This is a genomic window from Leclercia sp. M-A074-M, assembly GCF_965195605.1.
GTDB lineage: Bacteria > Pseudomonadota > Gammaproteobacteria > Enterobacterales > Enterobacteriaceae > Enterobacter.
Genome location: NZ_CBDAHM010000004.1, coordinates 185,465 through 198,113 on the forward strand (window position 1 = coordinate 185,465; position 12,649 = coordinate 198,113).

The following is a 12,649-nucleotide window of genomic DNA, read 5'->3' on the forward strand; positions in this document are numbered from 1 at the left end:
GGCCTGCGGTCAACGCCTCAGCGATTTTCAGCCGGACACGGGCGTCGCTGTATGTCTTTTAACCTACTGTAATGATTCGATTGCTTTAGCATCGCTATGTTGTAGGCCGGGTAAGGCAACGCCGCCACCCGGCGATAGGGTACAAAATCAAACCATCGGCAACGTTATCCGTGCGCAAAGCCCCCCTTCAGCCCGGTTCACCAACTGCAACTCCCCGTTCAACTGCCCCGTAAGCTGTGCCGCTATCGCCAGCCCCAGCCCCGTCCCCCCGGTTTCCCGGTTACGGGAAGACTCCACCCGGTAAAAGGGCTGCAACACCGCCGCCAGCTCATGCTCCGGAATACCCGGCCCGTTATCCTCCACGGCAATCTGCACTCTGTTATCATCTGTCGTCAGCGTCACCACTGCCTTATCGCCAAACTTCAGGGCATTATCCAGCACATTGGTGAGGATCCGGTGCAGCGCCTGCGGACGGGTTGCAAAGGGCATGTGGTTTCTCACCGCCGAGAACTGCACGTTTTTGCCGGTATCGCTGTAGTCACAGACCAGCGTATCAATAAAGGTATAAAGATCGACATTACGAACCGGTTCAGGCGCCACGCCGGACGAGCGCGCGTAGTCTATTCCCTCGCGCACCAGGCGCGTCATGCTGTCCAGGTCCTGGGTGAGCTTGTCGCGCAGATCCGGCTGATCGGCCATCTCCACGCGCAGCCGCATACGGGTAATGGGCGTCTGGAGATCGTGCGAAATAGCCGCCAGAATCTGCGCCCTCTCCTTGAGCGACGCCTGGATCCGCGCCTGCATGGCATTAAAGGCGCGCGCCGCCTGACGTACCTCCAGCGGCCCCTGTTCGGTGAGCGTCAGCGGATTGGGGCTGGTGGGTTCGAGCGTGTCCACTGCCCGGGTAAAGTGGGTAAAGGGCCGCACCACCTGGCGCACCGCCAGCCAGGCGCAGATCACCACTAATAAAAGCTGGATCACAAAGACCACCGGCAGCCAGCGGGCGACCGGGGGCATGCGGGGGGTGAGATCCAGCGTCAGCGGCGAGCCGTCGCTTAGCGTCAGGTGGGCCTGAATGTGCGAAACCGGCCCCGGCACCGCCGTGAAGCGCAGCGGATAGTGGGTTGCGAGCGTCTCCGTCAGGGTCCGGACTGCATCCCGTGAACGGGCATCGGCCGGAGGTGCCCCCGGCTCACCTGGCCCCAACAGATAACGATAGTTGCCCCTCTCAAGACGCGGCAGCCACTGCGCCCGTTCATTGGCCGGCAGCCTGTCCAGAATCGCCACGCTGGTGGAAACATCATCTTCCAGATTGCCGAGCATCACGTGCCGGGCGCTGCTCATCCGCTCGGCCAGCACCAGCGTCAGGCTCAGACCATTGGCGAGCAGCAACCCCAGCAGGACAATCAGCAGCAGGCGGTAATGAAGCGAGCGCGGCCAGAGCCTCATTCTTTGGCCTCAATAATGCTGACGGGCATCGAAAAGACATAGCCTTCACTACGTACTGTTTTTATATACAGTGGTGTGCGCGCATCCTCATTTAAGCGCTGGCGCACCCGGCTGACCAGGAGATCGATTGAACGTTCAAACAGCTCTGCATCCCGCCCCTGGGTGAAGTTAAGCAGCTGATCGCGGGTTAATACGCGCTGAGGATGATCGACAAATACCCGCAGCAGACGGTACTCCGCCCCGCTCAACGCCACGATGGTGCCGGTAGCGTCCAGCAGATGACGGGCGCTGGTGTCGAGCTGCCAGTCGCCAAAGGCGATGATCCGTCCGGCTTCGGTCACCTGCAGATTGGGCGGCAGCGTGCGAAACCGGCGCAGTATCGCTTTGATCCGCGCCAGCAGCTCACGCGCCACAAAGGGTTTAACCACATAGTCGTCTGCGCCCATCTCGAGGCCCAGAATGCGATCCATATCGTCATGGCGCGCGGTCAGCATCAAAATCGGCAGATCCTTATGTTGACCGCTGCGCAGCTGGCGACAGAGCGTGAGGCCATCGTCCCCCGGCATCATGATATCCAGCACCACCATATCCACGGCCTGCCTGTCGAGCACGGCGCGCATCTCCTTGCCGTTGGCCGCACCCGTGGCGCGATAGCCGGACTTCACCAGGTAATCGACGATCAGCTCGCGTATATCTCTGTCATCATCCACGACAAGAATGTGATCGGTTGTCTCCACCCTAAGCTCCTGTTTTTCAGCGATGGGCAAAAAAATAGCATAGCTGGCTTATAACTTGTCCGCATCCACCACCGCTTTGACGAAATCCTGCGGATCTTCCTGGGCCGGATTGTGGCCGATATTGCCGGTAAAGGTGCGATGCTGATATTTGCCGGTGAATTTTGCCGCATACGCCGCAGGCTCCGGATGCGGTGCGCCATTGTTGTCACCTTCGATGGTGATGGTGGGCACGCTGATGGTCGGTGCGGCCGCCAGCTTCTGCTCATCGCTGTCGTAACGGCTTTCACCCCGCTCCAGCCCAAGACGCCAGCGATAGTTGCTGATGGTCACCGCCACGTGATCCGGGTTATCCAGCGCTTTGGCGCTGACGTTAAAGGTCGCATCGCTGAATTTCCAGCCGGGGGATGCCAGGGTCCAGATCAGTTTCGCAAAGTCGTGGGTGTTGGCCGCATACCCCTTCTCACCGCGCTCGGTGGCGAAGTAGAACTGATACCACCACTGCAGTTCGGCCTTCGGCGGCAACGGTTTCGCCCCCGCCTGCTGATTGCCAATCAGATACCCGCTCACCGAAACCAGCGATTTCACGCGCTCCGGCCACAGCGCCGCCACAATATCCGCCGTTCTCGCGCCCCAGTCGTAACCGGCAAAGACCGCGCGTTTGATTTTCAGGGCGTCCATCAGGTTAATCACATCTTTCGCCATGGCCGCCGGTTGGCCATTACGTGGGGTGGTAGAGGAGAGGAAACGCGTGGTGCCAAAACCGCGGTTGTACGGGACGATCACTCTGTAGCCTTTTGCCGCCAGCGCGGGAGCCACCTGGGCATAGCTCTGAATATCGTACGGCCATCCGTGCAGCAGGATCACCGGTTCGCCGTTTTTCGGCCCGATATCGACATAGCCAATATTCAGATCGCCTGCGTCAATCTGGTGGATCTGCTTAAAGGCCGCGTGATAATCGCTGCCTGCCGCCTCGGCCTGACAGGCGGATACGGTGGCAAATGAGAGGGTTAAGGCCAGGGTTGAGTAAGCCAGTTTGTTCATCATGGTGATTTCTCCGGGTCAGCTATTCGACCCGCTTATCTCATCACCCTGATGTATGGCGAATATGTGCAGATTTGGCCGTTTTGCAAGGCGGTGTATCGCGCTCGCGCGCAGATACACTGCGATACAAAAGGCGGCCCGATGACCCGGGAAATTACGTCAGCTGGTAATACTTGTCCGGCAGTTTGCGCGCCGGGATCTCCTGCTCGTCGTTCATCTGTAGCAAATCAATCTCCATCGCATTGCAGATGGCATCCAGCGGCAGGTCATTATTCTCGACGCCGAACGGCTCTTCCAGCTCTTCCGCCAGGGTATCGAGCGAGATAAAGGTATAGGAAATCAATACCGAGACGAACGGCGTCATGTAGTGCAGATCGCTGACCAGCGCGAACGGCAGCATGATGCAGAACAGGTAGACCGTACGGTGCAGGATCAGCGTGTAGGCGAACGGCACCGGGGTATTGGCGATCCGCTCGCAGCCCGCCAGCACCGTGGACATATCATTCAGGCGAATATTCAGGCTGTGAAACAGGATATCCGACAGTTCACCATTGCGGCGTCTTACCGCCAGCCACTCCCCCATGATCAGCAGGATGCGGTTCGCCGGGGAGCTGGAGTCCATCGCGGCCCGCAGGTTCTCTGCTGACAGGTATTTTGAGAGCTGCCCGGCCTGGGGCTGTTTGCGCAGGGTCATGCGCAGACAGTGGGCAAAGGCGATCTGCAGGCGGACAAACTCCCCTAACGCCGGATCGTCCGGCAGCGTGTTCTTCACTTCCCGGAACAGGGAGCGCGAGGCAATCATCAGCTGCCCCCACAGCTGTCGCGCCTCAACATAGCGGGCGTAACAGGCGTTGTTTCGAAAACCGAGGAAGATTGCGATGGCGACCCCAAGAATGCTGAACGGCGCGACCGTCAGCCGGATGCCCAGCGAGGTATACCAGGGCAACATCAGGATCACCACGATGGAGAGCAGAAAATTGAGGAACAGGCGGGAAAAGATTTTGGTCAGCACGGAACCGTGCCAGACAAAAATAAGACGTAACCAGTGCTGTTGGGGTCGAACGATCATAGTCAGCTTCATCGGGAAAAAAGAGCGGTGACTATTAAACGTGATCGTTATCACGGTTGCAAGTTTGTTAAAAAATGCTGTCGTTTTGCTAAGCCTGTTCAGACCGCACGGTGTTTCATCCTGCTCGAATAAAAAGAGATTAAAGTATGTTGTAACTAAAAAAGGTAACCGGTCAGGATAACCTATGCGGGCGCTCCCCCTCTCCCGTCAGGAGAGAGGGAGGCTCCATGGCTTAGCAGAGCGGTTTGACGGCGGCGCGCATGCCCTGATGCAGAATGGCATCCAGATCCTGCGCAACCTGTTCTACCAGCCCGCTCACCTGGGTCAGGTCCTGCTCCCAATGCTCGCTGACGCTCAGCACCGCGGTCACCAGCTCGCGGGTGTTGATCTGCTGGTCATGATGCTGGGTCCACAGCTGCTGGAAACGGGTTAACCAGTGCGCGTCATCCTGCACCGGATAGCTTTCGCCGTTACGTTCCGCACGGTAAAAGGCGATCAGAGCTGCCAGCGCAAAGGTCAGACGCGCCGGGAGTTTGCCGCTGGCCTGCTGCCCCGCCAGAAGCTGCGGCAGAATGCGGGTGCGGTACTTGGTCATGCCGTTCAGGGCAATCGACAGCAGCTGATGCTTGATATACGGATTGCGGAAACGGCCCGTTACCGCGCTGGCAAACGAGGCCAGCTCATCGCGCGGCAGATCCAGCACCGGAATAATCTCTGCATGAATCGCTTTTTCGACAAAGGCGCAGATTTCGGTGTCGTTCATCGCTTCACCCACGGTATCCAGCCCCGCCTGGAATGCCACCGGCACCAGCGCGGTATGTGCGCCGTTGAGGATCGCCACTTTGCGCTCTTTGTATGGCTTGATGTCGTCAACAATCAGCACGTTCAGCGCCAGCTTATCGAGACGCAGCTCCTGTGCCAGCGATTTTGGCCCCTGGATCACAAACAGATAGAAGTGTTCAGCGGTATCGAGGAAGGCATCGTGATAGCCCAGAGAGGCTTCAAGCTCTGCCACTTCATCGCGCGGATAGCCAGTGACGATACGGTCAACCAGGGTGGAACAGAAGGTATTGGCGTCGTTGATCCACTGGATAAAGGCCGCAGGCAGCGCCCACTCCTGAGCATAGCGCAGTACCAGCTCACGCAGGGCGTCACCGTTGTAGTCAATTAATTCGCACGGCACGATAACCCAGCCTTTATCGGCGGCCCCGTTGAAATGGCTGAAACGCTCGAACAGCAGGCGGGTCAGTTTTGCCGGATAGCTGACCGCAGGCGCATCCTCAAACTTATCCCCGGCGTGATAGCTGATCCCCGCTTCCGTGGTGTTAGAGAAGACAAAGCGCATCTCCGGGTTATGCGCCAGCTTCAGGAATTCATCGTACTGATCGTAAACGCTGATCTCACGGTTCACCGAGCGGATAAGACGCGCGTCGCTGACCGCTTCGCCCTGCTCGTTCAGGCCGCGAATGATGGTGGTATACAGGCCGTCCTGGGTGCTCAGCGAAGGCGGAAAATCGCTTTTGATGGGGCGCACAATCGCAATACCGGCGTTCAGGTCGGTATGCTCGTTAAGCAGATCGATCTGCCAGTCAACAAACGCACGCAGGAAGTTGCCCTCACCAAACTGGATGATACGTTCAGGATAGAGAGCACCGGGAAAATCACGACGGTTTAGTGTGTTCACAATGGGGTCCTTGTAATGATTAGTCATACAGCCTGATAAGATTGGTACGATAACTTATCAAACTTTACGACCACGAACCCCGGTTTTGATCAATTCCAGTGTGAATTGTGACAGGATCTATATGAATTTGTAGACCAGAACGCCTGCGGGGTTTACTTCTCCCTTCTCAACATCCGGTACCTCGCTGCTGTTTCATGGAGTACATCATCTGGTCGGCAGTGGTCAGCCAGCTCTTGAGATCGTCGCGGTCGTGATCGAACTCGCGCACGCCCCAGGAAAAGGATAGCGCCCACGGATATTCGGCATGCTCGTTCCAGTTCGCCGCCTGTTCGGTTAAAAACTGCATGGCGATCCATGCCCCCTTTTCGTCGCTGTTCGCAAACAAGATGGCAAACTCATCCCCGCCGTAGCGCGACAGCACGTCGGCTTCACGAAAGGTGGAGCTCAGCAGACCGGCCATCGCCTTCAGGGCGTTGTCGCCATCTGTGCGGCCATACCGGGCGTTTATCTGCTTAAAACGATCGAGATCCAGCCAGGCCAGGGTTAAAGGCTCAGCCCGACGGCGGGCAGCGCGAATGGCATAGGTCGCCAGATGATGAAAGCCCCGGCGGTTGTAGAGCCCGGTCAGCGGGTCGGTGATACTGGCGCTGGCGGCGGCAAACTCCGCTTCCACCAGTGCCGCCAGGTCGGCCAGCGCCTCAATGTCAGAAGGCGAAAAAGGGCGTGGATAGTGATCGATAATGCAGAGCGATCCCACCGCGGCCCCACCGGGCAGACGCAGCGGATAACCCGCGTAAAAGCGGATAGGATCATCGTCGGTGACCAGGGGGTTATCGGCAAAGCGGGTATCGTCAAGGGTATCGGGGATCACCAGTGGTGCATCGCTAAGGACGGTATGGCCGCAAAAAGAGAGATTTCGCGGCAGGCTGGTCGGGTCGCCACCATCGGTGGATTTAACGACCACAACGTGCTCGTCAACCAGATTGATCATCGCCACCGGCACGCCAAACACGCGTCTTGCCAGCCGGGTTATACGCGCGTAGGTCGGGTGATCTTCTGGTTCAAGCAGCCCGGATTCACGCAAGGCACTGAGACGCTTTGCTTCATTGTTGGGTAGTGAGGGTGATTTCATACAGACTCCGGACGTCAGGCTTTTTAAAAGCTTAGCGCATACTGAGGCCAGTTAGTGGGCAAATATGCGGTTTTTACCATCGCGTTTCGCCTGATACAGTGCGGCGTCGGCAGCCTGTAACCAGTCCGTAACATTTCCCATCTCCCGGGTGGCGCAGGCAATGCCAATACTCATTGTGCAATGGACCGCCTCTTCCGCGACGTCACTGATAATCGCTGCCGCATCCATAATGCGGGTAGCGACTATCCGCGCTTCGTCGAGGGTGGTATCGGGCAGCAGGATCACAAACTCGTCCCCACCCAGTCGCGCCGGGGTGTCGCTCTGACGGCTGGCGATATGCAAAATCTGTGACACTGTCACCAACAGCATATCTCCCACCTTGTGGCCGTAGCGATCGTTGACCTCTTTAAAGTTATCGATATCGATAAACATCAGCGCCGAATCGTGGCAGGTTTGCTGCAATTTATGCAGCTCATGATCGATACGCTCCTCCAGCAGACGCCGGTTGGCAATGTCCAGCAGCGGATCCATCATCGCAATACGCTCCAGCTCGCGTGATTTAAAGCGCAGCCGCACGGCGATAGTGTTGGTGAGCACGCTGAGCGCCACGGTATAGATAGCAATCAACGGCAGCGTGGCATAGAGAGTGCGCTGCGACACCCACGGCACCAGCGCCATTCCCTGCGCCAGCCAGCTCCCCATAAAGACCGCCACCATCACCGCCCCGGCCTTTTTCATCAACGGGAAGCCACCCGCCGCCAGCCGGTCGGCAAGTAAGATAGTGGCAATGGCGACGGAAGGCAGCGGATTGACCGCCATCATGGCGATCCAGAAGCCGCCTGCCCCGGCGTCTAAAACCAGGTTCTGATGTTCGGTAAAGAGCGGCGTCGGAGAACGCCGGGCGCGCCACCAGGCCAGGGTTGGCCAGACAAAGGCGTTATAGCCAGCAATCCCATAAGCCAGACGGAACGTTGCTGTTCCAGCAGGACGGAGAGAACAGGGATAAAGCAGAGGAAGGTTCCAAGCATTCGCATCAGATACATGCGTTTGATAAACCGACTGCCAGGCACGCGAGGGGATTTACTGAGTCTGTCAGTTCCGTTCATCACACGATTTTTCCGATATAATCACCCTTTTATATTATTGACGTTGAAATTTTGTATCAAGGCATTTATCAGTTTCGTGAATATATTGTGAAGGGCGTGGTCGCGCCCTGGCAAACGATTACAGCTGTTCCGAAGGCGCTGCCGCCTGTTCGGTAGTTTTTATCTCTGTCATTCGGGCGCTGGTACGATTTCGACCTGCTTTTTTCGAGCGATACAGATAATCATCCGCTTCTGTCATCAGACGATTAAACACCTCTGTGAGCTGTGACGGCTCCGACCTTCCGCTGCCCAGACCAATACTGACGGTTAAAAACAGCGTCTGCCCCCGCCAGTTAAAGGGATGTTGTTCAACCGTGGTACGAATACGCTCCGCCAGAGCATATGCCTGCCCGGCTGAAGCGGAGTTCACCACCACGGCAAACTCTTCGCCGCCCATTCGCGCCACCAGCCCTGCGTTGCCCACCGTCTCCTGCACTTTGCGCGCAAAAGCGGCCAGGACGGTATCGCCACATTCGTGACCATAGTTGTCGTTGATGCTTTTGAAATAGTCGATATCCAGCAGCATGACGGTCAGCCGCGGGCTTTTGCGCTTCCCTTCAACATTTTTAAGCGCCTCATACAGCCCGGAGCGGGAGTAAACCTGAGTCAGATAGTCGTAATCGGCACGCAGGGAAACCTGGCGGATCAGGGAATTGATCGCCGCCATGCTGACCGAGACCATAACCGGGCAGATTGCGAGGGTAGCGATCCCCAGACGGGCAGAGAACATCATCGGGGTGGTGAGCGGCGTGGTTGCCACGATGGTGATGATGGAGTTGCCAATCAGGGTGATCTCCACTGTCCCGGTGACAAAGGTCAACAGGCAGGTTGCCGGCAGCGAATAGCGCACCGCACACCAGATCAGCGCCGGCAGCGGAAACGCCAGCGCACCGGCCCCGCCGATTGCGACCGAGGCCATCACCGAGATAATCAGCAACACCACCGGCATCAAATGGCTGGCACCTATGGCCCGGTTGAACGTGGGCCAGGTCATGGTCAGCATACAGGGAACAATTAATACCCCGGTAGAAAACTGTTCGCTAAACCAGTCGGCGACCAGCGGCCAGAAGGCGCGACTGTCCACCCCGCCCGCCACCGCCGCTCCGAGCAGGGCGCTCAGCAGCGCAGCCACCAGACAATAGTTAAACAGCCGCAGGGCATTCACCGGATCCGGGGTGCGATTTTTCAGTCGCTTGTCGCGCTGGACCAACAGGGCTACGGTGACAATAAACACCATATTCGAGAGGTTAATACCCAGCGAGGAGATGCCCCAGTCGGTGGTGATGGCGTCGTATACCAGCATGGCGATATAGGACATCACGTAATAGCGAGGCCGGTTCAGGTAAGCGTAGCGGGCAAACACCCCTGCCATCACGCCATTCAGCGGCCAGAACATCGACAGCGACTCCATCAGACGAAGCTGCGCGCCGATAAAATAGAACAGCGTGGTCAATACCACTATTCCCGCCGCGTTTCGGAACGGACTGTGCGGCTGAAAAAGTGTGAATGTTCTGGCGTAAGCAGAAGACATGCAATATCAATCCATAGGGTTGCTTTTAACATTGAATACACATCCACGCGGATGAATGTTAAAAGTTTAGTATTAATGTATATCACATTAAGGGGATAACTATCATCATCCAGTTAGCAGTGCTTATCAGTTGTGCCGTCAGCCAGACGGCACAGGCAGTGCTTAATAGACTGAACGCCCCAGCTGCTGAGTCAGGTGTTCCAGCGCCGTGACGCCCGCCAGGGAGTTCCCCGCGTCGTCCAGTTCAGGGCTCCAGACCGCAATCGCCATCTCGTGAGGCACGATCGCCACTACCCCGCCNCCAACCCCCGATTTCGCAGGCAGCCCCACCCGCCAGGCAAACTCACCGGCATTCTGATACATCCCGCTTGTCGCCATCAACGCATTGACCTGCCGGGCCTGCATCGGCGTGACAACGGGCTCGGACAGATGCGGGGCATAACCCTGAGCAGCCAGAAAAAGAAACGTATTTGCCAGTTCGACACAGCTCATCTTCAGGGCGCAGTAGTGGAAGTAGTTTTGCAGCACCGTTGACACATCGTTATGGAAATTGCCGAACGACTTCATCAGCCAGGCGATCGCCGCATTGCGCGCCGAGTGTTCAAACTCCGAGCGGGCAACGGCGGAATCGTAGCCGATATCACTGACGCCGGAGAGCTGACGCACGATCTCCAGCATTCTCTGGCGCGGTGCGCTCAGGCGGCTTTGCAGCATGTCGCATACCACCAGCGCCCCGGCGTTAATAAACGGATTACGCGGTTTGCCCTGTTCGATCTCCAGCTGCAACAGCGAATTGAACGGCTGACCGGAGGGATCTTTCCCCACCCGCTGCCAGATCTCATCCTCGTCATACTGACGCATCGCCGCCACCAGGCTCAGGACTTTCGAAATCGACTGAATGGAGAAACGCTCTGTGGCATCACCGGCCTGAAAGTGCTGCCCGTCCACCGTAGTGATGGCAATGCCGAGTTTGTTGCCATTGACCGAGGCCAGCGCCGGGATGTAATCGGCGACTTTACCCTTGCCCAACAGGGGACGTACTTGCGCCAGAATGGCGTCCAGCATCTGATTATTGATGTTCGCAGCCATCGGTTGCTCCTTGCTCACAGGCCTAAAACGGCCTGCGAGTATAACAGAGGCTGATGGATGGCGTCAGGCAGGCAGTCGGAACCGCGAGACAGCCTGCAACAGCAGGCCCGATTCATCATGGAGCCGTTGGGAGGCTTCGGAGGCGGTGTTGACGAGCGCATCGGTCTGGCGAGCCACCTGGTTCAGCGCCTGGAGCTGGCTGGTCATACGGTGAATACTCTCGCCCTGGCTGAGGGTGGCAACGGAGATCTCATTCAGCAGACTGCAGAGATTACCCACCAGGCCAATCACCTGCTGGAGGTTATCCTCCAGCCGGGTGACGGCTTTCGAGCCATCCTCAATGCCCTGCAACGAGTGGTTAATTAACTGCTGGATGGTCTGGGTCGAGTGACTGCTTTTACGCGCCAGCAGCCCCACCTCCCGCGCCACCACGGCGAATCCACGCCCCTGGTTGCCGGCGTGGGCCGCTTCAATGGCCGCGTTCAGCGCCAGAATATTGGTCTGGAACGCCACATTATCGATGATCGCCACAATGCCGCGCATCTCCGAAGAGCGCTCCACGATGGCCGCCATCGAGGCATTGACCGTCTCCATCATCCGGTCTCCCCCTGCCGCCATCTCCCGCGCCTCGTCCGCCCGTGAGCTTGCCAGTTTTGCATAGCCGCTGTTTCCCTCGACGTGGGTTTCCAGCGCGGCAATATGCGCGGTCACCTCTTTCAACTCCTGCGCCTGACGCGCAGACTGCTGATAGAGATCCTGATTGCCCTGCGCCAGCGAGCCAATATTGGTCACCATCGAGGTGGTCGCCTCGCTGACCTGGGTCACCAGCTGTTGCAGGCCCTGTTGCAGCGTCTCCACGCTACCGCCTAGTTGCGCAATCTCGCGGTTAAACCGGGTCACGGTGGGTAGCGGTGAAGAGAGATCCCCCGCCGCCAGCAGATTAATATGGGCGATAAGACGACGCAGCGGGACGATCACCCAGCGGGACATGGCAAACCACACCGCAACCGCAATCCCCAGCAGAACAACCGGGGCCAGCAGAAAGAGTGATTGCAGACCGGAGAGACTGGCCGTCAGCCGCTGCCGCCCCTCCGTGGCGCGCTGGGCGCTGGCCTGCTGATAGCGGGCATAGTTGTCATTAAAATCGGCCTGAAACGCCTGGGCAGGTACGGCAAAGAAGGCATCGATCGATTGACCGTTGACCAGTCCGTCGGCCTGCTCACGGATAGCGTCGAAAAACAACTGGTAGCTGTTGAGCAGTGCTTCATCCCGTGGCGGATGCATCGCCTGCCACGCCTGCCAGGCCTGCTGAGAATCACGTAGCGCCTGTTGCGCCTCATCCATCAGGCTGTGCCAGCTGCCGTCGGATCCGGTCTCTTTATCCTGCATAAAATAAACTCCCGCACGGTTAAGCAGATCGCTTGCTGCCAGCAACGAGATGCGGGCCTGATCGACCTTTGCCTGTTGCAGCCAGGCCATCTGGTTGCGCTGTTCGTTGCGCTGGGCATCGCGCAGGGAGACGGAAAGTAAGACCGATGAAGAGATTTGCAGCGCGGAAAAGAGGCCGATGATACAGAAGATCCCCGCCAGCAAACCAAACTTCCGGGGAGTAATGCGGCGAAAAATTTGCATTAAGTTCATGATTTCTTCATTAACAAGGACTTAGACGTGGGCGAGTCTACGCAGTGAAAATGACAGAACTATTTCAGAATGATGACAGGCGCCAGGCAGCGCTTTGCTTGCACGGGCCTGCGGGTTTTGTAGGCCGGGTA

Annotated in this window: 9 protein-coding genes and 2 pseudogenes; all 11 read right to left on the reverse strand. The window is 57.8% G+C overall.

Annotation, left to right across the window (positions count from 1 at the left end; genetic code table 11):
• Positions 1-147 precede the first annotated feature (147 nt).
• A complete protein-coding gene (locus tag ACOKCT_RS10490; protein ID WP_420193461.1) occupies positions 148-1,449 on the reverse strand; it encodes an ATP-binding protein in 1,302 nt (433 codons plus the stop codon).
• Complete coding sequence (locus ACOKCT_RS10495) at positions 1,446-2,186, reverse strand: response regulator (protein ID WP_114387091.1); 741 nt, start codon at positions 2,184-2,186, stop codon at positions 1,446-1,448. The genes ACOKCT_RS10490 and ACOKCT_RS10495 overlap by 4 nt, the downstream gene beginning before the upstream one ends.
• 48 nt (positions 2,187-2,234) lie before the next feature.
• Positions 2,235-3,230 (reverse strand): alpha/beta fold hydrolase, encoded by a 996-nt coding sequence (locus ACOKCT_RS10500; RefSeq protein WP_103179580.1) that lies wholly within the window; start codon positions 3,228-3,230, stop codon positions 2,235-2,237.
• 151 nt (positions 3,231-3,381) lie between these two features.
• The gene (locus ACOKCT_RS10505) at positions 3,382-4,296 is read right to left on the reverse strand and encodes a bestrophin family protein (RefSeq protein WP_103179579.1); all 915 of its coding nucleotides are present in this window, start codon (positions 4,294-4,296) and stop codon (positions 3,382-3,384) included.
• A 232-nt stretch (positions 4,297-4,528) separates the two neighbouring features.
• Complete coding sequence (locus ACOKCT_RS10510) at positions 4,529-5,980, reverse strand: tagaturonate reductase (protein ID WP_420193462.1); 1,452 nt, start codon at positions 5,978-5,980, stop codon at positions 4,529-4,531.
• Positions 5,981-6,146: 166 nt separating this feature from the next.
• Positions 6,147-7,112, reverse strand: coding sequence for a sensor domain-containing diguanylate cyclase (locus ACOKCT_RS10515; protein WP_103179577.1), 966 nt, complete (start codon positions 7,110-7,112; stop codon positions 6,147-6,149).
• 51 nt (positions 7,113-7,163) lie between these two features.
• Positions 7,164-8,155, reverse strand: a pseudogene (locus tag ACOKCT_RS10520) (diguanylate cyclase).
• A gap of 181 nt (positions 8,156-8,336) precedes the next feature.
• On the reverse strand, positions 8,337-9,788 hold the full coding sequence (locus ACOKCT_RS10525) for a GGDEF domain-containing protein (protein ID WP_180209973.1): 1,452 nt from the start codon (positions 9,786-9,788) through the stop codon (positions 8,337-8,339).
• Positions 9,789-9,950: 162 nt separating this feature from the next.
• Positions 9,951-10,088 (reverse strand): glutaminase (locus tag ACOKCT_RS10530; RefSeq protein WP_420193515.1); only part of this gene is annotated, 138 nt, incomplete at its 5' end.
• Position 10,089: 1 nt separating this feature from the next.
• Positions 10,090-10,877: pseudogene (gene glsB / locus ACOKCT_RS10535) on the reverse strand (glutaminase B); the annotation flags it as partial.
• Between the two features lie 63 nt (positions 10,878-10,940).
• On the reverse strand, positions 10,941-12,518 hold the full coding sequence (locus ACOKCT_RS10540) for a methyl-accepting chemotaxis protein (protein ID WP_103179573.1): 1,578 nt from the start codon (positions 12,516-12,518) through the stop codon (positions 10,941-10,943).
• Between the last annotated feature and the right edge of the window lie 131 nt (positions 12,519-12,649).

Bases quoted from the DNA above. Each gene is read 5' to 3' on its own strand.
- ACOKCT_RS10505 (WP_103179579.1), bottom strand. From the start codon at position 4,296: ATGATCGTTCGACCCCAACAGCACTGGTTACGTCTTATTTTTGTCTGG.
- ACOKCT_RS10525 (WP_180209973.1), bottom strand. From the start codon at position 9,788: ATGTCTTCTGCTTACGCCAGAACATTCACACTTTTTCAGCCGCACAGT.
- ACOKCT_RS10515 (WP_103179577.1), bottom strand. From the start codon at position 7,112: ATGAAATCACCCTCACTACCCAACAATGAAGCAAAGCGTCTCAGTGCC.
- ACOKCT_RS10540 (WP_103179573.1), bottom strand. From the start codon at position 12,518: ATGAACTTAATGCAAATTTTTCGCCGCATTACTCCCCGGAAGTTTGGT.
- ACOKCT_RS10490 (WP_420193461.1), bottom strand. From the start codon at position 1,449: ATGAGGCTCTGGCCGCGCTCGCTTCATTACCGCCTGCTGCTGATTGTC.
- ACOKCT_RS10500 (WP_103179580.1), bottom strand. From the start codon at position 3,230: ATGATGAACAAACTGGCTTACTCAACCCTGGCCTTAACCCTCTCATTT.